This window comes from Streptomyces sp. HM190, assembly GCF_009857135.1.
Lineage (GTDB): Bacteria > Actinomycetota > Actinomycetes > Streptomycetales > Streptomycetaceae > Streptomyces > Streptomyces heilongjiangensis.
Genome location: NZ_CP047318.1, coordinates 4,424,249 through 4,450,638 on the forward strand (window position 1 = coordinate 4,424,249; position 26,390 = coordinate 4,450,638).

A 26,390-nucleotide genomic window follows, 5' to 3' on the forward strand; every position below is an offset into this window, starting at 1 on the left:
CAGGGGGCGTACGCCCGGTACACAGAACTTGCACGAGTGCGCGCGGGGCGGGTTTCATGGCCGGTCAATCCCCGAATCCACCTTGAATCCGTCCCGAGCCCCTCGTTGCCGGTCGCGCGTCCAAGTCGGACCGTCCCCTTGCGGGAAGGCTGTAGCGTGGCCGACGGAGACCGTAACAAGAACCGCGCGGACCGCGGGCAGAAACGACGGCGAGGACTGATGGCACAGCAGCAGCGCTCTCAGGGCCCGTCCGACCCCGAGGCGACTGGCGGCGGAATGTCAGATGCGCCGGAGCAGTGGGGCAGCGGCGGGCTTGTCGGCGACGGTCGTTACCGGCTGACGCACAGACTCGGCCGGGGCGGCATGGCCGAGGTGTTCGCGGCCGAGGACGTGCGCCTCGGCCGGACGGTCGCGGTCAAACTGCTGCGCTCGGACCTCGCCGAGGACCCCATCTCCAAGGCCCGCTTCACCCGCGAGGCGCAGTCCGTAGCCGGCCTCAACCACCACTCCATCGTGGCGGTCTACGACTCCGGCGAGGATGTCGTCAACGGCACCCCCGTGCCGTACATCGTCATGGAGCTGGTCGAGGGCCGTACCATCCGCGACCTGCTGCTCAACGCGGAGGCACCCGGCCCCGAGCAGGCGCTGATCATCGTCTCGGGCGTCCTCGAGGCGCTCGCCTACTCCCACCAGCACGGCATCGTGCACCGTGACATCAAGCCGGCCAACGTCATCATCACCACCAACGGCGCCGTGAAGGTGATGGACTTCGGCATCGCGCGCGCCCTGCACGGCGCGTCCACCACGATGACGCAGACCGGCATGGTCATGGGCACGCCCCAGTACCTGTCGCCGGAGCAGGCGCTCGGCAAGGCCGTCGACCACCGCTCCGACCTGTACGCCACGGGCTGTCTGCTCTACGAACTGCTGGCGCTGCGCCCGCCGTTCGTCGGCGAGACCCCGCTGTCGGTGGTCTACCAGCACGTCCAGGACATCCCGGTCCCGCCCTCCGAGGTCGCCCAGGCGGCCCCGCCGGAGCTGGACGGCCTCGTCATGCGCTCCCTCGCCAAGGACCCCGACGACCGTTTCCAGACCGCCGAGGAGATGCGCGGCCTCGTCCAGTACGGCCTGGAGATGCTGTACGACCAGGGCAGCCACACCGGCACCTGGAACACCGGGCCCGTGACCATGCACGAGGGCCGGCACACCCCGCCGGGCGGTATGGCCGGGACGACCGTCATGCCCCACCCCGGCGAGATGGGCACCTCGCAGATCCCGCAGCCGATCCTGCCCGGCTACGGCGGCGGCCGCGACGACGGCGGCTTCGAGGGCAACGGCAACCGGGGCAGCGGCCGCGGCAAGCTGTGGATCCTCGCGGTCCTCGCCGTGATCGCGATCGCGGCGGGCGTCGCCCTGGCGGTGAACGGCAGCGGCGAGAAGACCGGCAACGGCAACGAGGTCACCAAGTCGCCGTCGGCCTCCTCCTCCAGCAAGGACGACAAGGACGAGGAGTCGCCGAGCGCCGAGGAGAGCCAGGACGACTCGGGTGGCAGCACCGACTCCGGGAACAACCAGAACTACACGCCCTCGGTCCCGCAGACGCCGAGCTTCAGCGAGAAGCCCACGCAGAGCGAGCCCGCCGAGGAGCCGACGAGCGAGGAGCCCCCGGAGGAGGAGCCGACGACTCCTCAGGAGCCGGAGCCCACGGACAGCCCGCCGCCGAACGAGGAGAGCGGCGGCGCCGACGCCGGCGGTCTGACGGGCGCTGTCACCGGCGGCAACGAGGAGTGACGGATGCGAGGCCCCCTTTCGGGGGCCTCTTTCGTCGGGGTGTTTCGTACGGGGTCGGTACGGGGAGACGCGACCCACCCCTAACGGCCCTCGAAAGTGAAGTCTTCCCGTGGCCGGGGTGGCCGGGATAACGTGCCGGTGTTCCGGCCCCCTGTCAGGCTGTAACCAGTGCTGTGACCAGCAGGTGTTCCCCACCGACGTGACTTACTTGGATCTCCTAGTATCGAAATACTTGGAAATCCAAGGAAAATCGCAGGTCAGTAGGGGTTTCACAGGAATGTGGAGCACTGGGTAACGTGCCTCGTGCAGGGCGCTCGCCGGGGCACCTGTCACGTCTGTTCCCGGCCAAGGGCACCCACCCCGTGCACGGGTTCCGGGATCAGGCGAGCCGCACTGGTCTACCGGCAATCCCGGGGGCCGGACCGACGGAGGAGCACACGTGACCGTGGAGAGCACTGCCGCGCGCAAGACGACGCGACGCAGCGCCGCAGGCAAGACCGGCAGCACCGGCAGCAAGGCGGCCGGCACCACCGGCACCAGGCGCGCCACTGCGAAGAAGACGACCGGAGGCTCCGAGCCCGAACTCGTCCAGCTGCTGACGCCCGAGGGCAAGCGCGTCAAGAACGCGCAGTACGACCCGTTCGTCGCCGACATCACCGACGACGAGCTGCGCGGCCTGTACCGCGACATGGTGCTGACCCGTCGCTTCGACGCCGAGGCCACGTCCCTGCAGCGCCAGGGCGAGCTGGGCCTGTGGGCGTCGCTGCTCGGCCAGGAGGCCGCCCAGATCGGCTCCGGCCGCGCCACCCGTGAGGACGACTACGTCTTCCCGACCTACCGCGAGCACGGCGTCGCCTGGTGCCGCGGCGTCGACCCGACCAACCTGCTCGGCATGTTCCGCGGTGTGAACAACGGCGGCTGGGACCCCAACAGCAACAACTTCCACCTCTACACGATCGTCATCGGCTCCCAGACGCTGCACGCCACGGGCTACGCGATGGGCGTCGCGAAGGACGGCGCCGACTCCGCGGTCATCGCCTACTTCGGTGACGGCGCCTCCAGCCAGGGCGACGTCGCCGAGGCGTTCACCTTCTCCGCGGTCTACAACGCCCCCGTGGTGTTCTTCTGCCAGAACAACCAGTGGGCGATCTCCGAGCCCACCGAGAAGCAGACCCGGGTCCCGCTGTACCAGCGCGCCCAGGGCTTCGGTTTCCCGGGCGTCCGCGTCGACGGCAACGACGTCCTGGGCTGCCTCGCGGTCACCAAGTGGGCGCTGGAGCGCGCCCGCCGGGGAGAGGGCCCCACCCTCGTCGAGGCGTACACGTACCGCATGGGCGCCCACACCACCTCCGACGACCCGACCCGCTACCGCCACGACGACGAGCGGGTGGCCTGGGAAGCGAAGGACCCGATCGCGCGCCTGCGCAGCTACCTGGAGTCCGAAACGGACACGAACGAGGGATTCTTCGCGGAACTCGAAGCGGAGAGCGAGGCGTTGGGAAGGCGAGTGCGCGAAGTGGTGCGTGCCATGCCGGACCCCGACCACTTCGCCATCTTCGAGAACGTGTACGCGGACGGGCACGCGCTGGTGGACGAGGAGCGCGCGCAGTTCGCCGCGTACCAGGCGTCGTTCGCCGACGTGGACGCAGAGGAGGGCGAGGAGCGATGACCACGCAGACCGCGACATCGGCGTCGATCTCGGTGCCGAAGAACATGGCGCTGGCCAAGGCGATCAACGAATCGCTGCGCAAGGCCCTCGAAGCCGACCCGAAGGTCCTCGTCATGGGCGAGGACGTCGGCAAGCTCGGCGGCGTGTTCCGGGTGACGGACGGCCTCCAGAAGGACTTCGGCGAGGACCGGGTCATTGACACCCCGCTCGCCGAGTCGGGCATCGTCGGCACCGCCATCGGCCTCGCCCTGCGGGGCTACCGCCCGGTCGTCGAGATCCAGTTCGACGGCTTCGTCTTCCCCGCGTACGACCAGATCGTCACCCAGCTCGCCAAGATGCACGCCCGCTCGCTGGGCAAGGTCAAGCTGCCGGTCGTCGTCCGCATCCCCTACGGCGGCGGCATCGGCGCCGTCGAGCACCACTCGGAGTCCCCCGAGTCGCTGTTCGCGCACGTGGCGGGCCTGAAGGTGGTCTCGCCGTCGAACGCGTCGGACGCCTACTGGATGATGCAGCAGGCCATCCAGAGCGACGACCCGGTGATCTTCTTCGAGCCGAAGCGCCGCTACTGGGACAAGGCCGAGGTCAACCCGGACGCCATCCCCGGCCCCCTGCACAGGGCCCGCGTGGTCCGTGAGGGCACGGACCTCACCCTCGCCGCCTACGGCCCCATGGTGAAGCTCTGCCAGGAGGCCGCCGACGCGGCCGCCGAGGAGGGCAGGTCCCTGGAGGTCCTCGACCTGCGGTCGGTGTCCCCCCTGGACTTCGACACGATCCAGGCGTCCGTGGAGCGGACCCGCCGGCTGATCGTGGTCCACGAGGCCCCGGTCTTCTTCGGCTCGGGCGCCGAGATCGCCGCCCGCATCACCGAGCGGTGCTTCTACCACCTGGAGGCCCCCGTCCTCCGGGTCGGTGGCTACCACGCCCCGTATCCGCCGGCGCGTCTCGAGGAGGAGTACCTGCCGGGTCTGGACCGGGTGCTCGACGCCGTCGACCGCTCGCTGGCGTACTGAGGGAGAGGTCCGTGACGACGATGACAGACACGTCCCTGCGTGAGTTCAAGATGCCCGACGTGGGCGAGGGACTCACCGAGGCCGAGATCCTCAAGTGGTACGTCCAGCCCGGTGACACCGTCACCGACGGCCAGGTCGTCTGCGAGGTCGAGACGGCGAAGGCCGCCGTCGAACTGCCCATCCCGTACGACGGCGTCGTACGCGCCCTGCACTTCCCCGAGGGCACCACCGTCGACGTCGGCACGTCCATCATCGCGGTGGACGTGTCGGGAGGCGCCGCCCCCGCACCGGCCGAGGAGGCGGCGCCCGCGCAGCCCGCCGCCGAGCCCGCCGCCCCGGCGCGGCCCGCGGCCGCCCCGGCCAAGCCCGAGGGCCGCAAGCCGGTCCTCGTCGGCTACGGCGTCGCCGAGTCGTCCACGAAGCGGCGCCCCCGCAAGGGCGTCCCGCCCGTCGCGGCGCCCGTCGAGGACACCCTGTACGGCGCCACCGCCCTCCAGGCCGTCCAGGGCGAGCTGAACGGCCACGGACAGCACGGCGCCACCGCGCCCCGCCCGCTGGCGAAGCCGCCGGTGCGCAAGCTGGCCAAGGACCTCGGCGTCGACCTGACGACGGTCACCCCGTCCGGCCCCGACGGCATCATCACCCGTGAGGACGTCCACGCGGCGGTGGCCCGGCCGAAGGCGCCCGAGCCCGTCGTGGAGGCGCCCGCCGCGCCCGCGGCCCCCGCCGCCGCCCCGGCGCCGGCGGTGTCGTACGACGGCGCCCGGGAGACCCGCGTCCCCATCAAGGGCGTCCGCAGGGCGACGGCCGCGGCGATGGTCGGCTCGGCGTTCACAGCGCCGCACGTCACGGAGTTCGTCACCGTCGACGTGACGCGCACGGTGAGGCTGGTCGAGGAGCTGAAGCAGGACAGGGACATGCAGGGCCTGCGGGTGAACCCGCTCCTGCTGATCGCCAAGGCCCTGCTCGTCGCGATCAAGCGGAACCCGGACATCAACGCATCCTGGGACGAGGCGGCCCAGGAGATCGTCGTCAAGCACTACGTGAACCTGGGCATCGCCGCCGCCACCCCGCGGGGTCTGATCGTGCCGAACATCAAGGACGCGCACGCGAAGACGCTGCCGCAGCTCGCCGAGTCCCTGGGCGAACTGGTCGCGACGGCGAAGGAGGGCCGCACTTCCCCGGCCGCCATGCAGGGCGGCACGGTCACCATCACCAACGTCGGTGTCTTCGGCATCGACACCGGAACGCCCATCCTGAACCCGGGTGAGTCGGCGATCCTCGCCGTCGGCGCGATCAAGCCGCAGCCGTGGGTCCACAAGGGCAAGGTGAAGCCGCGTCAGGTGACGACCCTGGCGCTCAGCTTCGACCACCGGCTGGTGGACGGGGAGCTCGGTTCCAAGGTCCTGGCGGACGTCGCCGCGATCCTGGAGCAGCCGAAGAGGCTGATCACCTGGGCGTGACACCGCCTTGTGCCGGATAGGCTCATGGTGAAGGGGCCGGTCGCAAATTCGTCTTGCGACCGGCCCCTTCGTCCGTGGTCCCCGCTCCGGCCCTGTCAGCGCTGCTGATCAGCGCTCACTGCCAGCCCTGATTGAGCACGTACACCGGGGCGCCGTCCTCCGTCGCGCCCATGGGGCGGATGCAGGCGTGCTTGCGCAGCAGCCGCAGGCAGTCGTTGACGCGCTGCACGGACAGCCCCGTACGGGCGGCGATCGCCTCCAGCGGTTGACGCAGTGCACCCTCTTCGACGAGCACGGGGGCGATCACGACGGCCACGGTCCAGACGTCCGCCGTCACCGACAGCCGCTCCCGCCAGTCGGCCAGCACGGACTCGGTGGTGGGGTGTGCCTCGAAGGCGGTGGCGGAAGGGGTCGGGTGCTCGACGGCGAGGGCGTCGAGCCGGTTGGCGATGCGCTCCATGGCCTGGGCCATGGCCTGCTGGGCGACGAGGCCGGCGCGCTGCATCTCGACCATCTGCTGCTGCGTCCCCAGCATCTGTTGTTGGGTGTCCAGCATTTGTTGCTGGGTGTCCACCATCTGTTGCTGGGTCTCGAGCATCGTCTGTTGCGTCGCCATCATTTGCTCTTGCAGCGCGAGTGACTTCTGCTGGGCGATCGCCAGTTGCTCGTCGGCCTGGAGGTTGCGCTCCTCCAGCCGGACGATGGCGTCTGCGATCTGCTCGGGCATGGCGTAGGCGATGGGCGCTCCGGGGCCGGCGGGCTGGACCTCGGCCTCCTCCAGGGTGTACGAGCCCTCGCGCTGAATGGTCTCGATCACTTCGGCGACCCATTGCTTGAAGGGCGCGCACTCTGGCTTGGTGCAGGCTCCTACGAGCAGGATGAGACCTTGCAGAGAGATGACGTTCAAGTCTCGGCGCCACTCTCTACCTGCGGGAATGCCGAGACCGTAACCTCCAGTTAGGGTCTCGAGATTGTCTCGGTGGTCCTCCGGGACGTGGTCCGAGAGTGCCTTCTGGGGGTTGGTGTGCCCCAATTCCTTGCACACGTCCACCGCCGGAAACCAATGCGTCCCGTCCGGCATGGTCAGCCGGCGGACTCGGGCTCCGGTGGCCGCGTACACGAAGTCGCCGACGTCGATGGCGTCGTGCTGGGTCCGGGGGTCGGGTTGGTGCTTGCTCGGTTCGATCATGTGAACCACCTCCGCAGCGGAACGTAGGGCGGAGGAGATCGAATATGCCAGCCGAATGGATAATGTTCACTATCGCGAGCGAAGATCGCATGATGGGCTTGCGGCCGGAACGACGAAGGGGGCCACCGCGGTTGGGCGGTGGCCCCCTTCGTATGTCCTGCGGGTGTGTCCCGGATCAGACCGCGAAGCCGTAGTTCAGCAGCTTCTTGGCGTCCACCGCGCGGTTGTCGATCGTCGAGGACGCGAGGACCGTGCCGATGATCGTCTTGCCGTTGCGGGTGGCGGCGAAGACCAGGCAGTACTTGGACTCCGGACCGGAGCCGGTCTTCACGCCGATGGTGCCGCTGTAGGTGCCCAGCAGCGGGTTGGTGTTGGTCCACGGCGCCATCGTGCGGGTCGCGCCCGACTTCGTGATCGTCTTGGCCGTGTACGACTTCGTCTTCACGACCGACTTGAACGTGGAGTTCTTCATCGCGGCCCTGGCGAGCTTCGTCAGGTCGCGCGGCGTCGAGTAGTTGGCGCCGTTGCCGATGCCGTCGAAGGAGTCGAAGTGCGTGTTCGTCAGGCCGAGGCTCTTGGCCTTGCTGTTCATCTTGGAGATGAACGACTTCACGCGGGCCGAACGGGTCGAGCCGCTGCCGTACTTGTCGGCGAGGGCGTAGGCGGCGTCGCAGCCGGACGGCAGCATCAGCCCGTACAGCAGCTGACGGACGGTCACCTTGTCGCCGACGATCAGCTTGGCGTTGGAGGCGTAGTTGTTGGCGACGATGTAGTCGCTGTACGCCTTCTGGACCGTCACCTTGCTGTCGAGGTTCAGGTTCGACTGGCTGAGCACGACCAGCGCGGTCATGATCTTCGTGGTGGAGCCGGTGGAGCGCTTCGTGTCGGCGGCCTTGGTGTAAAGGCTCTTGCCGGTACCGCTGTTCATCACGAACCCGCCCATGGCGGTGATCGTCGGCTTCGCGGGAGCAGCCTGCGCGGGAGCGGAGCCCAGAACGCCGGTCGCGACGAGCGCGCCGGTGGTCATGACTACGGCTGCGGCTCTGCGGGCACGTGCACCCTTTATGGCGGTAATCAAGTCAAGTACCCCGATTGTGTCAAATGTCTGAGGAGCGCGGCCGGTTGGGAGCCGGGTCGGCAGGCACAGCAGGGCCGCTTCTCGTGTGACAAGTGAGTAGCACAAAAGGTTGTGCCGCGGGTGGCGCGGGGGTCAATTCAGGTCCATCTCACAGCCTTCCGGGAGGGTCAGGGTGGGTTTGGGAGGAGGCTTTCCTCTGGGCGGGGTGGAGGTCCCTCCCGGGTCGGCGGCGCTTCGTCCCGGGTCGGCGGGCCGTCATTCAGGATCGGCGCATCGTCATTCCGGGTCGGCGCGTCGTCATTCCGGATCGTGGACGGGGCGAGCGATGCGTACGTGTTGTATCTATGCTGTGGGCATGGCCTCCGCAGCACCCTCGAAACCCCGTCCGCCCGCAGCCTCGGCCGTCAAGCAGCCCCCCGCCGCCGACCGTGTGTACGCGCACGTCAAACAGGGTGTTCTGGAGCGCCGCTACGAGGGCGGGACGCTGCTCACCGAGGGCGAGCTGGCGGACGCGGTCGGCGTGTCCCGGACGCCGGTGCGGGAGGCGCTGCTGCGGCTGGAGGTCGAAGGGCTGATCAAGCTCTACCCGAAGAAGGGCGCGCTGGTCCTGCCGGTCTCCGCGCAGGAGATCGCGGACGTGGTCGAGACCCGGCAGCTCGTCGAGGAGCACGCGGTCCGCAAGACGGTCCCGGCCTCACCGCGGCTGATCGCCCGCCTGGAGGAGCTGCTCGAACAGCAGAAGGCGCAGGCGGCCGCCGGGGACCTGGCAGGGGCGGCGGTCACCGACCGCTGTTTCCACGCCGAGATCGTCCGCAGCGGCGGCAACGAGATCCTTTCCCGCCTCTACGACCAGCTCCGCGACCGGCAACTGCGCATGGGAGTGGCCGTGATGCACGCCCACCCCGACCGCATCACCAAGACGCTCACCGAGCACGAGGAGATCCTCCAGGCGCTGCGCGCGGGTGACGCGGAGGCGGCCGTCGACCTTGTCCACCGGCATGTGAGCTGGTTCTCCAACCTGGCGCGGGGGGAGGTCCGTTGAGTCGCCCCGCGCCGTCCCCGTCCGCCACGCTGCCCGGAGACCCGCCCGGGGGCCGCCGTGCCCTCGCCGTCTGGGGCATCGGCGTCTCGGTGTACTTCGTCGCCGTCATCTTCCGTACGTCGCTGGGGGTGGCCGGCCTCGACGCCGCCGACCGCTTCCATGTGGGCGCCTCCGCCCTGTCGACGTTCTCGATCCTCCAGCTGCTGGTGTACGCGGGGATGCAGATACCGGTGGGCCTGCTGGTGGACCGGCTCGGCACGAAGAAGGTGCTGACCCTCGGGGTCGTGCTGTTCACGGCCGGCCAGATCGGCTTCGCGCTCGCGCCGTCGTACGGCATGGCGCTGGCCTCGCGGGCGCTGCTGGGCTGCGGTGACGCGATGACGTTCATCAGTGTGCTGCGGCTCGGCACCCGCTGGTTCCCGGCCCGGCGCGGGCCGCTGATCGCGCAGTTCGCGGGGCTCGCCGGCATGGCGGGCAACCTGGTGTCGACGCTGGTGCTGGCCCGGCTGCTGCACGGGGTGGGCTGGACGGCGGCGTTCGCGGGCAGCTCCGTCGCCGGGTTCGTCGTCCTCGTCCTCACCCTGCTGTTCCTGAAGGACCACCCGGACGGGCACGAACCGGCGCCGTTCCCGCACCAGGGAGCGGCGTACGTGCGGCGTCAGATCGCGGCGTCCTGGCGGGAGCCGGGCACCCGGCTCGGGCTGTGGGTGCACTTCACCACGCAGTTCCCGGCGATGGTGTTCCTGCTGCTGTGGGGGCTGCCGTTCCTGGTGGAGGCGCAGGGGCTGAACCGGGCCACCGCCGGTGACCTGCTCACCCTCGTCGTCCTGTCCAACATGGTGGTCGGACTGGTGTACGGGCAGATCGTCGCCCGGCACCATGCGGCGCGGCTGCCGCTGGCGCTCGGCACGGTGCTCGCCACGGCGGCGGTCTGGGCGGCCACGCTGGTCCACCCCGGCGACCACGCGCCGATGTGGCTGCTGATCGTCCTGTGCACGGTGCTCGGCGCGTGTGGGCCGGCCTCCATGCTCGGCTTCGACTTCGCCCGCCCCGCGAACCCGCCGGAACGTCAGGGCACGGCCTCCGGGATCACCAACATGGGCGGTTTCGTCGCCTCCATGACGACCCTGCTGGCCGTGGGCGTCCTGCTCGACCTCACGAACGACAACTACCGCGCGGCCTTCTCGGTCGTCTTCGTCCTGCAGGCCCTGGGCCTGACCCAGATCCTCCGCCTGCGCGCCCGAGCGGCCCGCCGCGAACGCGAACGCCTGGTCGCCAGCCGCGTGGAGACCGTGCACGTGCCGGTGTGACGGCCCGGCGCCGAGGGTCGTGCGAGGGGGGGAGGGCGGAGCGGGCATCGCTCCGCCCGCCGTCCGCTACACCGTCACCGCGAAGGCGTGGAGGATGGCCGCGATCAGGTGGGGGTCGCCCTCCGCCTTGATGCGGTCGGCGACCGCGTCGGCGGTGACGCGGCCGCAGGCGAGGCGGACGTAGGTCTCCCAGTCCAGGGTCAGCGTGGCGGCCGGGCCGAGCGCGGGCGAGGTCTCCAGGGTGCCGCGGCCCTGGATGTCGACGCGGACCGTGCGGATGAACTCCAGCGGGCCGTGCACGTCGAGGACGACGGCCGAGCTGCGCGGCGCCTGCGCGTCCTCCGCGACGACCTTCGGCAGCACGGAGAGCAGCTCGTCGCGGACGACGTACGCGCCCGGCGAGTCCAGGTTCCCCGGCCGGCCGAGCGCCGCCCGCAGATCCTGCTCGTGGACCCATGTGTCGAACGCGCGGTTGCGCATGGCCTGTTCGAGGGTCAGTTCCGTGCCGAGCGGGCCGCGCACCTTGTGGTCCGGCTGCCGCGACTCGTTCCGCAGCTGGCGGTTGCGGCGGATGATCGTGTACTCCAGCTCGGACGTCATCTCCGGCGCCGTGTGGTGGCGGCGGGCGTCGACCTGCATCTCCATGTACCGCTGGTGCTCCGTGCGCACGTGGTACAGGTCGCGCGGCAGGGTGTGGATCGGCCGCGGGTCGCCGAGCATCTCGCAGTCCATGCCGATGACGTGGGAGACCACGTCGCGCACCGACCAGCCGGGGCACGGCGTCCGCCTGTTCCACTCGCCCTCCACGAGCGGTGCCACCAACTCGGCTATCGCGTCCACTGCGTGGGTCCAGGCGTCGGCGTAGGGCTGAAGAGTGGGATGCAGACTCACGGAACGGGACCCCTCGGGCGGTCGGTACGTGTCAGTACGGTCGGTGCGTGTCGGCTACGTGGCGGGTGGTCTTCAGTGGGGGGCGTCGGCGTTGGTGGCGGTGAGTGGGCGTCGGCGGCGGTCAGTGGGTGCTGTGGAACGTTAAGTTACGCTGCTGTGCGGCACCCCGGCAGTGCTTTCGTGTGACGATCGTAGGCCCGTGTTTGACGGCTCGAATGCCAGGACGGTGGTAGTGTGCGCGCCTCGCTCCTTCAGATCGGTGTAGATGAGGGTGAATCGGTCGATTCGCGCAGGCGCCGGGTCGCTTCGCTGGTCCGTGAGCAGGCCGGAGCCGATCTCGTCGTCCTTCCGGAGTTGTGGACCACCGGCGCATTCGCGTACGAATCCTTCACCGCGGAGGCCGAGCCGCTCGACGGGCCCACCCGTGAGGCGATGGCCGAGGCGGCGGCCGACGCGGGTGTCTGGCTGCACGCCGGCTCGATCCCCGAACGGGCCGCACCTGACAGCGGCTCCGCCGCGGGCGAGGGCCCCCTCTACAACACGTCGCTCGTCTTCTCCCCCTCCGGTGACCTCGCCGCCGCCTATCGGAAGATCCACCGCTTCGGCTTCGACAAGGGCGAGGCCGTCCTGATGGGCGCGGGCGCGGACCTGGTCACGGTCCGGCTGCCCGGCACCACCCTCGGCATGGCCACCTGCTACGACCTCCGCTTCCCCGAACTGTTCCGCGGCCTCGTCGACGCCGGCGCCGAGACCTTCGTCGTCCCCGCCGGCTGGCCCGAGCGGCGCCGCGCCCACTGGACCCTGCTGGCCCGGGCCAGGGCCGTCGAGAACCAGGCGTACGTCCTCGCCTGTGGAACGGCGGGCACGCACGCGGGAGTTCCGCAGGCCGGTCACTCGATCGTGGTCGACCCGTGGGGAGAGGTGCTGGCCGAGGCGGGCTCCGGGGAGGAGATCCTCACCGTGGACCTCGACCCGGCGAAGGTGGCGGCGACCCGTGAGCAGTTCCCGGCCCTCAAGGACCGGCTGCTGGGCCTGGAGACCCCGCGCCGCTGACCCACCGGCCCGGTCGGCCGCGGCACAGCCCTCCCTCGCTTCCTCAGCCGATGCCCCTCTCCCGTTCCGCCAGGTTGATCACGCACACCGTCACGGCGATCAGCAGCGACGCGTCCGCGTCGTCGCGCACGACGTCGAGGCCGTAGGTCTCCCTGACGTGCAGCCATCTGCGGGAGACGACGGCGAGGGCCTCGCCCTGGTATTCGACGAGGAACTCGCGGTCGAGGATCTTGCCGCTGACGTCGAGTTCCGTGCCGTCCGTCAACGACACCCGGTAGTGGTTGCGCAACAGGGACAGGCGCTTGCGGCGCACCGTGGCCAGCGGCTCGCCCTCCCGTTCGATCACCATGGTGTCGCGCAGCGCGAACATCTTCTTCCGGATGTCGATCAGGACCCGGCCCGCCGAGTCCTTCAGTTCGAAGGTGTCCCGCAGCCGCAGGGCCTTGCCGTCGGCGAGGAAGACCTTCCTGCCGTGCTCGTCCTCGATCCAGTAGTCGTCACCGATGCCGAGGATCCGGTCGCGTACGAGGAATCTCATGCCCTCAGGCGTTCCCCCTGGCTCGCTCCGAAACGTCGTCCATGGGCCCAAGGGCTCAGTCCGCTCTCCTGGTGCAGTGGTGCGCGGAGGCTCGCAGCGGCCCGAGTCCGCTGTGTCCGGCGACGGTGTCGAACTGTGCCCCGCCGCATTCGATGAGCCGCCGGATCAGGGGCGCGCGTTTCCCAGATGCGATCCCGTCCGGAACTTCCAGGCGATCGCGTCGATCACTTCTCGGTGATCCCGCCACCGGCCACCCTGCCGCGGTGTCCGATCCGGGAGTAACGGTTCGATTCGCGCCCACTGCGCGCGTCAGTCAACGGCACACACGAACAACGACTGGCAGAGCTGGTTGGAACGGCGCCGCTGTCAGGCGGTTGGCCCAGTCCGAAGCCGCCGCACGTCCCGCACGAGCGCGTACAAAGCGCTGAGGAAGATCACGGCTCCAGCCACGAGCCAGAGGACCGACGCGCCAGAGTGGTACTCACGAACGCCCGCAACGACCAGTACCACGCCGGCAAGGACGCCGAAGGCCGAGATCAGAGCGCTGATGCGGTTGGACACATGGACATCATCAACGACAACCTCGGCCCGCGGAAGTGATCCACACGCCCTAGTGCCGCATCAGGCAACGTTCGCCCCGTGGCGACGCCCGGCACGCACTCTCGCCGCACCGGGCACAAGCCCGAGTACATCCCGTACGAGGACGTGCGCCGGGCACGCCGAGAGCACGCACCGGACGCCGCTCCTCGACGGGCAGACGTCACCTGCCGCGGCACCAGCCGCCCTCGTCCAGCAGGTCAACTGTGCACCTGTCCCCCAGCCGCCCGGTCAGCACCCTGCACGCCCGCCGCAGCCCCTCCAGCAGGTCCAGCGTGCTGGCCAGCGCCGCCTGGGCGTCCGCCAGCAACGTCGGCCGGTCCAGCCGCGCCTTATCGCCTCGATCATCGCCCGTGCCCTCCACCTTCCTCCCCGCTGGCCTGCGACGACAGCACCACCCGCCGTCCAGCGCGCCGGACCGGCATGGTGGGGCCGCCTTCCGGGCCTCGGGATGGCTCCCGATCAGCGCGGCGGTTCGCCGCGGCGGACGGAACCCGGAGCACGTGCACCGTGATGGTCGGCCCGTGCGGAGGAGATGAGCTGCCAGGGCACGCTGATCACCATGACGCCCGGAGTGAAGCGCAGGCGTGCTTTGATCCGGAGTGCGGACTGGTTGTGCAACAGGTTCTCCCACCAGCGGCCGACGACGTACTCGGGGATGTAGACGCCGAGGATGTCGCGGGGATTTTCGCGGCTGAGGGAGCGTACGTAGTCGACGACGGGTCTGGTGACCTCGCGGTGGGGGGAGTCCAAGACCTTGAGGGGGACGTCGATGCCGAGCCGCTGCCACTGGTCTTCCAGCACGCGTGTCTCGTCGTGGTCGACGGCGACGGTGAGCGCCTCCAGCCGGTCAGGCTTAGACGCGCGGGCATAGGCCAGGGCGCGCAGCGTCGGTCTGTGGACGTTGGAGACCAGCACGATCGCCAGGACATGGGAGGGGGAGGTGAGGTCGGTGTGAGGGTCGGTGCTGGTCAACTCGGCAGCGGTGCGGTCGTAGTGCCCGCGGATGGCGCGCATCAGCAGCCACAGCACGCCGGCGGCGACTACGGCCAGCCAGGCGCCGTCGAGGAACTTCGTGAACAGGACCACCACCAGGACCAGGCCGGTGAACACCGCTCCGACCGCGTTGATGACTCTGCTGACGCGGTGGCGGCGCCTCAGCGCAGGGTCGCTCGCCGTGGTCAGGACCTGGTTCCAGTGCCGGACCATGCCGGTCTGTGAGAGCGTGAAGGAGGTGAAGACGCCCAGGATGTACAGGTGGATCAGGGCTGTGACGCTGGCTTTGAACCCCCACAGCAGCAGGCCGGCGGTGACGGCCAGCGCCACGACGCCGTTGGAGAAGACGAGCCTGTCGCCGCGGCTGTGCAGCTGGCGAGGCAGGTAGCGGCGCTGTGCGAGAACCGACGAGAGAAGCGGGAAACCGTTGAACGCGGTGTTCGCGGCGAGGACCAGGACGAGTGCGGTGGCGGCCTGGATGTAGTAGAAGCCCCCGCTTCTCTCCCCGCCGAAGACCGCGGCGGCGATCTGGGCGATGACGGTGCGCTGCTGGTAGGCGGAACAGTCCTGCCCCAGTCCGGTGAGCCGGCAGGCGTCATCGGCGATGTGGACCTTGGCCATGATCGCGAGAGTGGTGACACCGACGAACATGGTGACCGCGATGAGGCCCATCGCGGCCAAGGTGATCGCCGCGTTGTGCGACTTTGGTCTGCGGAAGGCGGGAACCCCGTTGGAGATCGCCTCCACGCCGGTCAACGCGGTGCAGCCGTTGGAAAACGCACGCAGTACCAGCAGCACCAGCGCCACACCGGCCAGCTGTGCGTCGCCCTCTTGCGGCCGGATGCCGTACGAGGCGCTCTCGGCGACCGGCGCGTCCCCCAGCATGTACCGGAAGAGCCCGGTGGCGATCATGATGAGGACGCCGCTGACGAACAGGTAGGTCGGCGCGGCGAAGGCCCGTCCGGACTCGCGCACTCCCCGCAGGTTCACCACCGCGAGCAGCACTACGAACGCCAGTGCCATCGGCACTCGCTGGGCGTGCAGATGGGGGACGGCGGAGATGATGTTGTCCACGCCGGAAGCCACCGACACCGCCACCGTCATCACGTAGTCGACCAGCAGGGCAGCCCCCACCACCAGACCGGCGTTGTCGCCGAGGTTGGCGGACACGACCTCGTACGAGCCCCCACCGCTCGGGTACGCACGCACGACCTGCTGGTACGACAGCACCACCACAGTCATCAGCGCGACGACCGCCGCCGCGATCCACGGCGTGAAATGCACATATGCCAGACCGCCCAGCGTGAGCACCACCAGGATCTCCTGCGTCGCGTAAGCAACCGATGACAAGGGGTCCGAGGCGAAGATCGGCAGGGCCACACGCTTGGGAAGCAACGTCTGCCTCATCTCGCTGCTGCGCAGGGCACGGCCGACAATGAGCCGCTTCGCTACCTCAGAGATCCTGATCACAGTTGCGAAGGTAGAGCGGCAGCCTGCTGATCAGAAGGACCATCGCCCCTACGCATGTCAGCACTTTGCGTGCCGTCTCCGCTGACAGATGATCTCCTTCGCGGACTCCCGCCCGCGATCAGCGTGAGCATGCGGAGAATCGGTCACACCAGCCCCTTGAACTGCGACTTCATGTTGGTGAAGGCTCAGTGAGCGAGGCGAGGGGAGCCCTGCCGAACCTGGCGCGGGAACGGTGTGTCTCCGCACCTCGTTCTGCCTCACGCGGGGAATCCGGGCCGGAGTTCATCACTCTCGGCTCCGCTGTTCGCTCCCAGGGTGAGCAGCTCTGGGAGGGAACTTGCAGCCGCATGATGTCCAGGCCGGATCTCTGCCTTCGCCTGTCGTCGAACCGAGAGGGCAGGACCGCAATCCTGCGACAGGAGGCGACTGCCGGGCTTGGGCTGAACGTAATGGCTTGACTGTGCGTGAGGTTCATGTCGACCGAGGTCGCTCGGGTTGCACGGGCGTGGTGCGGGAGGGCTTCGAAGCTGCCCGATCGGCGGTGGTGTCAGGCGCGGTTCGAACACTGATCGTCTGGAGAATCGACAGGCTCAGTCGCAGGAGAACGGCCGAGGTCGGTCCGTTCCTGGGCGATTTCGAACGGGTCGGTGGGCGTTTGATCCCGGTCATGGATGAGCTGGACCCGAGTCGTCCGGCAGACAGGCTTGCCATGGCGTCCCTGTCCGAGTGGGCCCGGGAGGAGGCCGAAATCCAGGGCAAGCGCGTCCGTCACGCCAAGCAGTACCTGCGCGGGCAGGGCACGTGGATCGGAGGGCGGCCGCCCTGTGGTCTTCGTGTCGCTTCCGGATAGGGACGCCTCGTCCCGGACGAGGAGACTTCCGTGTACGCCCGCATGATCGCGGACGAGGCACTTGCGGGGAAGCCCCTGGTGAGGATCGCCCGGATGCTCAACGAACACGAGATTCCTTCGCCCCGAGGAGGACTGTGGCAGGTCGGTTCGCTGTCCCAGTTGCTCCGGGCGCCGGCCTTCGCGGGTCTGCTCCCGGAAACCGAGAGCGTGTGGGACACGCGGCTCGGCCGCCGCAAGTACACCAGCGTCGTTCGGCCGTACAGGGATCCGGAGACCGGACGTCCGGTCGCTGTCGGTGAGGGCATCGTGACCATCGAGGAACAGCAGCGCATCGTCGCTGAGATCGAGTCCAGGACTCAAGGTCGAGGGGACGGTGTGAAGCGTCCGGTCCGGAGCCCTGCTCACCTGCTTACCGGGCTGCTGCGCTGTGCGGTGGAAGGGTGCGGTGCGCGCATATGTAGGAACGGCGACTCTTACGTGTGCCAGGGAGTGCGGTTGGGGCACACCTGTCCGGGGTGCGCGAGCCATGGCTGTTCGTGTCGAGGAGGCCGTGGTGAACGCCTTCCTGGCACGGAACCCTGGCGTTGCCACGCTCTGGCAGCGAAATGACGTTCTGCGACGGCGAGCCCTCCTGACGGCGGCAGTCGATCGGATCTGGGTCACCAGAGCGGAGGGGTGGGGGTACCCGTTCGACGCCGCGAAACGCCTGCGCATCGTCTGGGTGCAGGACGGCTCGCCCAGGGCTGACCCGCATCCGTGTGATTGGCTGGAGAGATGGCAATACGTGCGCGTGTTCGTGCCCCCGAGTTGGCGGGCAAGGGCGGCTGGATCAACACAGGCGGCAAGGGACTCGGTCTTACGGAGCTTCGAGGCCGCATCGTAATTGTTGATTTTTGGACGTTCTGCTGCATCAACTGTCTGCATGTGCTCGACGAGCTGCGCGAGCTGGAGGCGAAGCACCGCGACACCGTCGTGGTCATCGGGGTGCACTCACCGAAGTTCGCGCACGAGGCGGAGCACGCGGCGGTGGTCGACGCCGTCGAGAGATACGAGGTCGAGCACCCGGTCCTCGACGACCCTGAGCTGGCCACCTGGAAGCAGTACGCGGTACGGGCCTGGCCGACCCTGGTGGTGATCGACCCGGAGGGGTACGTGGTCGCCCAGCACGCGGGCGAGGGCCATGTGCACGCCATCGAGCGGCTCGTCACCGAGCTGGAGACCGAGCACGAGGCGAAGGGCACCCTGCGGCGCGGCGACGGACCGTACGTGGCGCCGGACCCCGAGCCGACGGCGCTGCGCTTCCCCGGCAAGGCGCTGCTCCTGCCCGGCGGTGACTTCCTCGTCAGCGACACCACCCGTCACCAGCTGGTGCGGCTCGCCCCCGACGCCGAGACGGTCGTCCGCCGGTACGGCTCCGGTGAGCGCGGCTTCGTGGACGGCGGCGCCGAGCACGCCCGGTTCAGCGAGCCGCAGGGCCTGGCGCTGCTGGACGGCGGGGCGGTGGCCGTCGCCGACACCGTGAACCACGCGCTGCGCCGTCTCGACCCGGTCACCGGCGAGGTCTCCACCCTCGCGGGCACGGGCCGCCAGTGGTGGCGGGGCTCGCCCACCTCCGGCCTGGCCTGGGAGGTCGACCTGTCCTCTCCGTGGGACGTGGCCGTCTTCGGCGGCAAGGTGTGGATCGCGATGGCCGGCGTCCACCAGCTGTGGACGTACGACCCGGAGGACTGCACCGTCGCCGTGGCGGCGGGCACGGCGAACGAGGGGCTGGTGGACGGCCCGGGCGCCGAGGCGTGGTTCGCGCAGCCGTCGGGGCTCGCGGCCACCGGGGACCGGCTGTGGCTCGCCGACTCGGAGACGTCGGCGCTGCGCTGGGTCGACCTCGACGGGACGGTCCACACGGCCGTCGGCACCGGCCTGTTCGACTTCGGGCACCGCGACGGCGCCGCCGCCCAGGCGCTGCTCCAGCATCCGCTGGGTGTCACGGTCCTGCCCGACGGCTCGGTCGCCGTCAGCGACACCTACAACCACGCGCTGCGCCGCTACGACCCGGCCACGGGCGAGGTGACGACCCTCGCGACGGACCTGCGGGAGCCGAGCGACGCCGTGCTCGTCGGGGACGACATCGTGGTCGTCGAGTCCGCCCGCCACCGGCTGACCCGGCTGCGGCTGCCGGAGGAGACGGTGAAGGTCGAGGCCGTCGCCCACCGCACCCGGCGCGCGCCCACCGAGGTCGCCCCCGGCAGCCTCCGGCTCGACGTCGTCTTCCAGGCGCCCGCCGGGCAGAAGCTCGACGAACGGTACGGCCCGTCGACCCGTCTGCTCGTCTCCTCCACTCCGCCCGAGCTGCTGCTCGGGGGTGAGGGCGCGGACACGGGTCTGTCCCGCGCGCTGGAGCTGAACCCCTCCGTATCGGAGGGCGTCCTGCACGTCTCGGCGATGGCGGCGTCCTGCGACGACGACCCGGCCAACGCGTACCCGGCCTGCCATGTGCACCAGCAGGACTGGGGTGTGCCGGTCCGGGTCTCGGCCGGTGGCGCGGACCGGCTGCCGCTGGTGCTCGCCGGAATGGACGAGGGCACGGCCGAGCCCGGCTGAGACCGCCCGCGCCGCCCGTCGCGGCGGTCACACGCCGCCGTACCCGTCCCGGTGGTGGTGCTGCTCGTCGATGACGGGTGCCGCGGACGGCACCACGACCCGCCTGCGCCTGGCGATGCTGCTGAACGTCGCGACACCGATCAGTCCGACGATCATGAAGATGACGCCGACCAGGTCGAGGTTGACCCCCTGCATGTCCCAGTCGGTGGCGAACGTGAGGATGGCGCCCACGGCGATCAGAATGATGCACCCGCCCAAACCCATGAGTGTTTCCCTCCCAGTCCGGTCGGGTCGGCCGGTCGTTCCGGTCGTTCGGTCCTACCGGTGGACTCCGGGTACCCGAACTGGCGTGCCCGTAACAGGTGGTGCCGGTCGGGTGCCGGGCGGGCGGCCGGTCAGTCCTCCAGGAACGCGGCCAGGGCGTTCGCCAGGAGGTAGGGGTCCTTGGCGCCGCACAGCTCGCGGGCACTGTGCATGGAGAGGATGGCGACGCCGATGTCGACGGTCTGGATGCCGTGCCGCGCCGCGGTGATGGGCCCGATGGTCGTGCCGCACGGCATGGAGTTGTTGGAGACGAACGTCTGGAACGGCACGCCGGACTTCTCGCAGGCGGCGGCGAACACCGCGCGGCCCGAACCGTCGGTGGCGTAGCGGTTGTTGACGTTCACCTTGAGCAGCGGGCCGGCGTCCGCGCGCGGGTGGTGCGTGGGGTCGTGCCGTTCCGCGTAGTTCGGGTGGACGGCGTGACCGGTGTCCGAGGAGAGGCAGATCGTGCCGGCGAAGGCGCGGGCCCGGTCCTCGTAGGAGCCGCCGCGGGCGAACACCGAGCGCTCCAGCACCCCGCCGAGGAGCGGCCCGTCGGCGCCGGTGTCGCTCTGGGAGCCGTTCTCCTCGTGGTCGAAGGCGGCGACGACGGGGATGTACGACGGGCCGTCACCGGAGGTGGCGACCGCGGCGAGCGCCGCCGTGGCGGCGTGCACGGAGAGCAGGTTGTCCATGCGGGGCCCGGCCAGCAGTTCCTTGTCGCGGCCCAGGTAGGCGGGCGGTTCGACGGAGTGGGTCATCAGGTCCCAGCCGGTGACCTCGCCGGCGGGCAGGCCCAGTTCCTGCTCCAGGAAGGCGATCAGGTCACCGTCGCGGACGTCGTCGCCGAGGCCCCAGACGGGCTGGAGGTGGCGCTGCTTGTCGAGCTTCAGCCCCTCGGAGGAGACGGAACGGTCCAGGTGGATGGCGAGTTGGGGGACCCGCAGAAGAGGGCGGTCGATGTTCACCAGGCGGTTGGTGCCGTCGCGCAGCGAGACCCGGCCGGCGAGACCGAGGTCGCGGTCCAGCCAGGAGTTGAGCAGCGGGCCGCCGTAGATCTCGACGGCTACCTGGCGCCAGCCGTGGGCTCCGCTGTCGGGGCGCGGCTTCACCCGCAGGTTGGGGGAGTCGGTGTGGGCGCCGACGATACGGAACGGCGTGTGGGGTTCGGCCCCCTCCGGCACGTACCAGGCGATGATCGCACCGCCGCGCAGCACGTACTTGCCACCCAGGGAGCCGTCCCACGCGTCCGTCTCGGACACCTGGCGGAAGCCGGCCTTCTCCAGCCGCTCCGCGGCGTTCGCCACCGCGTGGTACGGGGACGGGCTTGCCGCGAGGTAGGTCATCAGGTCGTCGGTGTGGCCGCGATCGAAGCGTGGGGGTGTGCGCATGGGGTTCACCTTAACGACGTACCAGGGCCCGCTCCCGGCGTCGGGAGCGGGCCCTGGTACGAGGAACGGGGGACGGGGGTGGTGGACACGGACGGGTAGCGCCCGTGCACCACCCGACCCGGTCGGCGGGCGGCCCCGGCCCCGGTGGCGGCGCCGCCCGGGACCGGGGCCGGGAGGTCAGAACGCCTCTTCGTCCAGCTCCATCAGGTCGAGGTCGACGCCCTCGGAGACCTTGCGGGCCAGGGTGACGCCGGGCAGGACGTTCGCGGCGAAGAACTTCGCCGCGGCGATCTTGCCGGTGTAGAAGGACTTGTCCTTGGCGGACGCGTTCGGGAGCTTCTCGGCGGCGACGGCGGCGCCCCTGAGGAGGAGGTAGCCGACGACGACGTCACCGGAGGCGAGCAGCAGGCGGGTGGTGTTGAGGCCCACCTTGTAGATGTTCTTGACGTCCTGCTCGGTCGCGGCGAGGTCGGTGAGCATGAGGCCGACGATGGCTTCCAGCTCGACCGCGGCCTTGGCGAGGTGCTCGCGGGCACCGGCCAGCTCCTCGCCGCCCTCGCCCAGCGCCAGGAACTTCTTGATCTCCTCGGCGAGGCTGTTCAGCGCGGCGCCCTGGTTGCGGACGATCTTCCGGAAGAAGAAGTCCTGGCCCTGGATCGCGGTGGTGCCCTCGTACAGGGTGTCGATCTTGGCGTCGCGGATGTACTGCTCGATCGGGTACTCCTGGAGGAACCCGGAGCCGCCGAAGGTCTGCAGGGACTGGGCGAGCTGCTCGTAGCCCTTCTCGGAGCCGTAGCCCTTGACGATGGGGAGGAGCAGGTCGTTGAGGGCGTGCTCGGCGGAGGCGTCCTCGCCGGCCGCCTCCTTCACCGCGATCGCGTCCTGGACGGAGGCGGTGTAGAGGACGAGCGCGCGCATGCCCTCGGCGTACGCCTTCTGCGTCATCAGCGAGCGGCGGACGTCGGGGTGGTGCGTGATGGTGACCTTGGGCGCGGTCTTGTCCATGAAGTTCGCCAGGTCGGGGCCCTGGACGCGCTCCTTGGCGTACTCGAGGGCGTTGAGGTAGCCCGTCGAGAGGGTGGAGATCGCCTTCGTGCCGACCATCATGCGGGCGAACTCGATGATGCGGAACATCTGGCGGATGCCGTCGTGCTTGTCGCCGATCAGCCAGCCCTTGGCGGGGTGGCGGTCGCCGAAGGTCATCTCGCAGGTGTTGGAGGCCTTCAGGCCCATCTTGTGCTCGACGTTGGTGGCGTAGACGCCGTTGCGCTCGCCCAGCTCGCCGGTCTCGAAGTCGAACAGGTACTTGGGGACCAGGAAGAGGGACAGGCCCTTGGTGCCGGGGCCGTGGCCCTCGGGGCGGGCGAGGACGTAGTGGAGGATGTTCTCCTCCATGTCGTGCTCACCGGAGGTGATGAAGCGCTTCACGCCCTCGATGTGCCAGGAGCCGTCCTCCTGCTGGACCGCCTTGGTGCGGCCCGCGCCGACGTCCGAACCGGCGTCCGGCTCGGTGAGCACCATGGTGGAGCCCCAGGTCCGCTCGACCGCGATCTGGGCGATCTTCTTCTGTACGTCGTTGCCCTCGTCGTAGAGGATGCCGGCGAACGCGGGGCCGGAGGAGTACATCCACACGGCCGGGTTCGCGCCGAGGACCAGCTCCGCGTAGGCCCAGATCAGGGAGGCGGGGGCGGTGGTGCCGCCGATGCCCTCGGGCAGGCCGAGCCGCCAGTACTCCGACTCCATGAAGGCCTTGTAGCTCTTCTTGAAGGAGGCGGGGACCGGGGCGGTGTTCGTCTCGGGGTCGAAGACCGGCGGGTTGCGGTCGGCGTCGGTGAAGGACTCCGCCAGCTCGTTCTCGGCGAGGCGGGTCAGCTCCTCCAGGATGCTCTTGGCGGTGTCCGTGTCCATCTCCGCGAACGGGCCGGTGCCGTACAGCTTGTCGCGGCCGAGCACCTCGAAGAGGTTGAACTCGATGTCGCGGAGATTCGACTTGTAGTGCCCCATGGCGACGGCTCCGTAAGAGAGGGATCGGCGAGGCACTGGATCCTCGCGCTGGTTCACGTACCAACAAGTAGCTTTTCACCGATGATGCTACCCGTCGGTAATAAGAAGCAACCCCGATCGGGTCATCTGTGACTCGTTACGCTTTGCCGCATGTACGGCTACGACCAGAGCGCTGGCACTCAGCAGCAGTACGCCCCGCCGCAGCAGCCCATGTCCGGGCAGCAGATGCCGGGGCAGCAGATGCCCGGCGGCCCGATGGGCGGGGGCTACGGGCAGCAGCCTCCCCTGTACCCGGAGCCGTCGCCGCCGTCCCTGGCGGACGCGGTGCGTGCCTTCACCACGGGTCAGCTGGCCGCCGAGGACTTCCAGCAGGTCTTCGCGACGTCCAAGGTCTACTGTCCGCGCGGTGACAACCCCGGCTTCCTGGCGCTGCACAACACGCAGCAGCCGGTGATCCCGATGTTCACCTCGCTCAAGGAGCTGCGCCGGTACGCCGGCAAGGAGTCCAAGTACTTCGTGATCACCGGTGCCGAGGTCATCGACCTGCTGCCCACCGGGTACGGCTTCGTCCTCGACATGGAGGGGGAGCACCGGATGGTCTTCGACGCGAAGGCGGTGGAGCAGATGGTGGAGTTCGCGATGCGGCGCATGTACGGATAGCGCCGCGCCCGGCGGGTCGTGCGTCCCGGCGGGCGGCGGTGGGCGTGGTGCCCGGTCCCGGCTCGGTGTCCGGGGTCGGTCGCGGGACGAGGTGAGCGCCCGGAGGGAATTCCCTCCGGGCGTTCGTCGTTGGGGCTGGCAGAAAGTTCAACGATCAACTAAAGTGAAGGCACAAGGAGGTACCGACATGCCCGCAGTGACCGTCGAGAACCCGCTGACCCTGCCCCGTGTCGTCGCGTCGACCGACGCGGTGTCCCGTCCGGTGCTCGCCGTGACGACCGCGCCCAGCGGTTTCGAGGGCGAGGGCTTCCCGGTCCGCCGTGCGTTCGCCGGCATCAACTACCGCCACCTCGACCCGTTCATCATGATGGACCAGATGGGCGAGGTGGAGTACGCGCCGGGAGAGCCGAAGGGCACCCCCTGGCACCCCCACCGTGGCTTCGAGACCGTCACCTACATCATCGACGGGATCTTCGACCACCAGGACAGCCAGGGCGGCGGCGGCACCATCACCAACGGTGACACCCAGTGGATGACGGCCGGTTCCGGCCTCCTCCACATCGAGGCCCCGCCGGAGTCGCTCGTCATGTCCGGCGGTCTCTTCCACGGCATCCAGCTGTGGGTGAACCTCCCGGCCAAGGACAAGATGATGGCGCCGAGATACCAGGACATCCGCGGCGGCCAGGTCCAGCTCCTCACCACCCCCGACGGCGGCGCGCTGCTCCGCGTCATCGCCGGTGAGCTGGACGGACACCAGGGCCCCGGCATCACCCACACCCCGATCACCCTGCTCCACGCGACCGTGGCGCCGGGCGCGGAGATCACGCTGCCGTGGCGCGAGGACTTCAACGCGCTGGCGTACGTGCTCGCCGGGCGCGGCAGCGTCGGTGTGGACCGCCGTCCGATCCACCTCGGTCAGACGGCAGTCTTCGGCGCGGGCTCGTCCCTCACGGTGCGGGCGGACGAGAAGCAGGACTCCAACGCGCCCGACCTGGAGGTCGTGCTGCTCGGCGGACAGCCGATCCGTGAGCCCATGGCCCACTACGGCCCGTTCGTCATGAACACCCGCGAGGAGCTGCAGCAGGCTTTCGAGGACTTCCAGAAGGGCCGGCTGGGGACGATCCCCGCTGTCCACGGGATGACCGAGGGCGGCATCTGACCGCCGCTCCCCTGACCGCCGGTCCTGCCGGTGAGTCGTTGCCGACGAGGCCCCGCCCGACCGGGCGGGGCCTCGTCGGCCCTGCGGCACCCCGGATGAGCCGCGGATGAGCGGCGTATGAGCCGCCGGCGACGCGTCCCGGTTCGGCAGGCCCGTCCGTGTCACCCGGCCGGGGCGTCCGCGCACGACAGGGTGACGGTGGCGTGGTCCGCTGGAGGGGTGCAGCTGCTCCCCGAACCCGTGCGGCGTCTCGCCGCCTGGTGTGCCGTCGTACTGCTCGTCGCCGGGGTCGTGTACGTCGGGATCCTGCTGTGCGTGGCGTTCAGGACGGCCGTCACCCCGGTGCTGCTCGCCCTGCTGGGGGCCGCGCTGCTCGGGCCGTTGCACCGGCGGCTGGTCAGGGCGCGCGTGCACCGGTCGCTCGCCGCGGGCCTCACCTGCGTCGCCGTGGTCGCGGTCGTCGGCGGCGCCGTCTACGTCGTGGCCGCGGCGCTCCTCGACACCGGGGACCAGATCATCGCCTCCCTCCGGGACGCCGCCGAGGACGTCACCCGGCACTTCGGCGCGGCCGGCACCTCGCTGGACGACCTCGCCTCCCACGCCCAGGAGTTGCTGCGCAGGCTCGGGGGGACGGCGGCGTCCAACGTGATCAGCGGGGTGAGCGTCGTCGGCGAGGTCATCGCCATGGCCGTCCTCGCCCTGCTGCTCGTCTTCTTCTTCCTGCGGGACTCCGACCGGGTGTCCGGCGCCATCCGGTCGCTGTCGCCGTGCGGACTCGCCGACACGGTGGAGGCCGTCGCCCGGCGGGCGTTCGAGGCCGTCGAGGGGTTCATGCGCGGCACGACGCTCGTGGCGCTCATCGACGCCACCTGCATCGGGATCGGGTTGCTGATCCTCGACGTACCGGGCGCGGTGGGGCTCGCCGCGCTCGTGTTCGTCGGCGCGTACATCCCGTATCTCGGCGCCGTCGTGTCGGGCGGGGTGGCGGTGCTCGTCGCCCTCGCCGACCGGGGGGCCGTGGTCGCGCTGTGGGTCCTCGGGATGGTGCTCGCCGTGCAGCAACTGGAGGGGCATGTGCTCACGCCGATGATCCAGAGCCGGACCGTGCAGATGCACCCGGCGGTCGTCATGATCGCCATCACCGCGGGGGCCTCGGTCGCCGGCGTGCTCGGCATGCTCCTCGCGGTGCCGCTGACCGCCGCGGCCTTCGCAGTCGTCCACGAACTGCGGGACCGCTACGCGAAGGAGAAGGAGGCGGCCGTCCGGCTCCCCTGACGGCTCCCTTGACGGCAGCCCTTGGCGGCGACCTCGGCGGTGGCCCGCCCGGG

23 protein-coding genes and 1 pseudogene are annotated in these 26,390 nt (G+C 69.9%); 13 read left to right on the forward strand and 11 right to left on the reverse strand.

Annotated elements, in window-relative coordinates; genetic code table 11:
• Positions 1-219: 219 nt before the first annotated feature.
• From GSY65_RS18830 to GSY65_RS18845, 4 genes are all read left to right on the forward strand, one after another.
• Entirely contained in the window at positions 220-1,791 is a 1,572-nt protein-coding gene (locus tag GSY65_RS18830; protein WP_159770145.1) for a protein kinase domain-containing protein, read from the forward strand.
• Between the two features lie 439 nt (positions 1,792-2,230).
• Positions 2,231-3,460, forward strand: coding sequence for a pyruvate dehydrogenase (acetyl-transferring) E1 component subunit alpha (gene pdhA, locus GSY65_RS18835; protein WP_159770148.1), 1,230 nt, complete (start codon positions 2,231-2,233; stop codon positions 3,458-3,460).
• Positions 3,457-4,470 (forward strand): alpha-ketoacid dehydrogenase subunit beta, encoded by a 1,014-nt coding sequence (locus GSY65_RS18840; protein ID WP_443043237.1) that lies wholly within the window; start codon positions 3,457-3,459, stop codon positions 4,468-4,470. Before pdhA ends, GSY65_RS18840 begins: the two co-directional genes overlap by 4 nt.
• Positions 4,471-4,481: 11 nt before the next feature.
• Complete coding sequence (locus GSY65_RS18845; RefSeq protein ID WP_159770151.1) at positions 4,482-5,933, forward strand: dihydrolipoamide acetyltransferase family protein; 1,452 nt, start codon at positions 4,482-4,484, stop codon at positions 5,931-5,933.
• A 115-nt stretch (positions 5,934-6,048) separates the two neighbouring features.
• On the opposite strand, the gene GSY65_RS18850 is transcribed toward GSY65_RS18845, so the two are convergent.
• Positions 6,049-7,122 (reverse strand): BRO-N domain-containing protein, encoded by a 1,074-nt coding sequence (locus GSY65_RS18850; protein ID WP_159770154.1) that lies wholly within the window; start codon positions 7,120-7,122, stop codon positions 6,049-6,051.
• Positions 7,123-7,297: 175 nt separating this feature from the next.
• Complete coding sequence (locus GSY65_RS18855; RefSeq protein ID WP_159770157.1) at positions 7,298-8,149, reverse strand: D-alanyl-D-alanine carboxypeptidase family protein; 852 nt, start codon at positions 8,147-8,149, stop codon at positions 7,298-7,300.
• A gap of 406 nt (positions 8,150-8,555) precedes the next feature.
• On the opposite strand from GSY65_RS18855, the gene GSY65_RS18860 reads away from it, so the two are divergent.
• Together GSY65_RS18860 and GSY65_RS18865 are read left to right on the forward strand one after the other, a co-directional pair.
• Positions 8,556-9,242, forward strand: coding sequence for a GntR family transcriptional regulator (locus GSY65_RS18860; protein WP_159770160.1), 687 nt, complete (start codon positions 8,556-8,558; stop codon positions 9,240-9,242).
• On the forward strand, positions 9,239-10,552 hold the full coding sequence (locus GSY65_RS18865) for an MFS transporter (protein WP_159770163.1): 1,314 nt from the start codon (positions 9,239-9,241) through the stop codon (positions 10,550-10,552). The genes GSY65_RS18860 and GSY65_RS18865 overlap by 4 nt, the downstream gene beginning before the upstream one ends.
• Before the next feature lie 66 nt (positions 10,553-10,618).
• Here GSY65_RS18865 and GSY65_RS18870 read toward each other — a convergent pair whose 3' ends face one another.
• Complete coding sequence (locus GSY65_RS18870) at positions 10,619-11,443, reverse strand: maleylpyruvate isomerase family mycothiol-dependent enzyme (RefSeq protein ID WP_159770166.1); 825 nt, start codon at positions 11,441-11,443, stop codon at positions 10,619-10,621.
• 234 nt (positions 11,444-11,677) lie between these two features.
• On the opposite strand from GSY65_RS18870, the gene GSY65_RS18875 reads away from it, so the two are divergent.
• Positions 11,678-12,496, forward strand: coding sequence for a carbon-nitrogen family hydrolase (locus GSY65_RS18875; protein WP_159770169.1), 819 nt, complete (start codon positions 11,678-11,680; stop codon positions 12,494-12,496).
• A 43-nt stretch (positions 12,497-12,539) separates the two neighbouring features.
• Here GSY65_RS18875 and GSY65_RS18880 read toward each other — a convergent pair whose 3' ends face one another.
• The 5 genes and pseudogenes from GSY65_RS18880 to GSY65_RS18900 all read right to left on the reverse strand — a co-directional run bounded on the left by GSY65_RS18880 (position 12,540) and on the right by GSY65_RS18900 (position 16,097).
• Entirely contained in the window at positions 12,540-13,034 is a 495-nt protein-coding gene (locus GSY65_RS18880; RefSeq protein WP_159770172.1) for an LURP-one-related/scramblase family protein, read from the reverse strand.
• A 165-nt stretch (positions 13,035-13,199) separates the two neighbouring features.
• Positions 13,200-13,328 (reverse strand): annotated as a pseudogene (locus tag GSY65_RS18885) (transposase); the annotation flags it as partial.
• 72 nt (positions 13,329-13,400) lie between these two features.
• Positions 13,401-13,595, reverse strand: coding sequence for a hypothetical protein (locus tag GSY65_RS18890; protein WP_159770175.1), 195 nt, complete (start codon positions 13,593-13,595; stop codon positions 13,401-13,403).
• A gap of 199 nt (positions 13,596-13,794) precedes the next feature.
• Positions 13,795-13,941, reverse strand: coding sequence for a hypothetical protein (locus tag GSY65_RS18895; RefSeq protein ID WP_159770178.1), 147 nt, complete (start codon positions 13,939-13,941; stop codon positions 13,795-13,797).
• Between the two features lie 152 nt (positions 13,942-14,093).
• Complete coding sequence (locus GSY65_RS18900) at positions 14,094-16,097, reverse strand: APC family permease (RefSeq protein WP_159770181.1); 2,004 nt, start codon at positions 16,095-16,097, stop codon at positions 14,094-14,096.
• Positions 16,098-16,434: 337 nt separating this feature from the next.
• Between GSY65_RS18900 and GSY65_RS34720 the strand changes: the two genes are divergently transcribed.
• The 3 genes from GSY65_RS34720 to GSY65_RS18915 all read left to right on the forward strand — a co-directional run bounded on the left by GSY65_RS34720 (position 16,435) and on the right by GSY65_RS18915 (position 19,545).
• Complete coding sequence (locus GSY65_RS34720) at positions 16,435-16,947, forward strand: recombinase family protein (RefSeq protein ID WP_443043238.1); 513 nt, start codon at positions 16,435-16,437, stop codon at positions 16,945-16,947.
• Between the two features lie 30 nt (positions 16,948-16,977).
• The gene (locus GSY65_RS34725; RefSeq protein ID WP_159770187.1) at positions 16,978-17,556 is read left to right on the forward strand and encodes a recombinase family protein; all 579 of its coding nucleotides are present in this window, start codon (positions 16,978-16,980) and stop codon (positions 17,554-17,556) included.
• A 165-nt stretch (positions 17,557-17,721) separates the two neighbouring features.
• Positions 17,722-19,545 carry an NHL domain-containing thioredoxin family protein gene (locus tag GSY65_RS18915; RefSeq protein WP_159770190.1) on the forward strand — a complete coding sequence of 608 codons (1,824 nt, stop codon included), beginning with the start codon at positions 17,722-17,724 and terminating at the stop codon, positions 19,543-19,545.
• 27 nt (positions 19,546-19,572) lie between these two features.
• On the opposite strand, the gene GSY65_RS18920 is transcribed toward GSY65_RS18915, so the two are convergent.
• The 3 genes from GSY65_RS18920 to GSY65_RS18930 form a co-directional block, all read right to left on the reverse strand.
• Positions 19,573-19,809, reverse strand: coding sequence for a DUF6458 family protein (locus tag GSY65_RS18920; protein WP_159770193.1), 237 nt, complete (start codon positions 19,807-19,809; stop codon positions 19,573-19,575).
• Between the two features lie 131 nt (positions 19,810-19,940).
• Positions 19,941-21,239: a M18 family aminopeptidase gene (locus tag GSY65_RS18925; RefSeq protein ID WP_159770196.1), complete on the reverse strand. Its 1,299-nt coding sequence runs from the start codon at positions 21,237-21,239 to the stop codon at positions 19,941-19,943.
• Positions 21,240-21,416: 177 nt separating this feature from the next.
• The gene (locus GSY65_RS18930) at positions 21,417-23,243 is read right to left on the reverse strand and encodes an acyl-CoA dehydrogenase (RefSeq protein ID WP_159770199.1); all 1,827 of its coding nucleotides are present in this window, start codon (positions 23,241-23,243) and stop codon (positions 21,417-21,419) included.
• A 150-nt stretch (positions 23,244-23,393) separates the two neighbouring features.
• Here GSY65_RS18930 and GSY65_RS18935 point away from each other — a divergent pair, with 150 nt between their 5' ends.
• The 3 genes from GSY65_RS18935 (at position 23,394) to GSY65_RS18945 (ending at position 26,337) form a co-directional block, all read left to right on the forward strand.
• Positions 23,394-23,903, forward strand: a complete 510-nt coding sequence (locus tag GSY65_RS18935) for an SseB family protein (RefSeq protein ID WP_159770202.1) — start codon at positions 23,394-23,396, stop codon at positions 23,901-23,903.
• A 187-nt stretch (positions 23,904-24,090) separates the two neighbouring features.
• Positions 24,091-25,062 (forward strand): pirin family protein, encoded by a 972-nt coding sequence (locus GSY65_RS18940; RefSeq protein ID WP_159770205.1) that lies wholly within the window; start codon positions 24,091-24,093, stop codon positions 25,060-25,062.
• 219 nt (positions 25,063-25,281) lie between these two features.
• On the forward strand, positions 25,282-26,337 hold the full coding sequence (locus GSY65_RS18945) for an AI-2E family transporter (protein ID WP_159770208.1): 1,056 nt from the start codon (positions 25,282-25,284) through the stop codon (positions 26,335-26,337).
• Positions 26,338-26,390 lie beyond the last annotated feature (53 nt).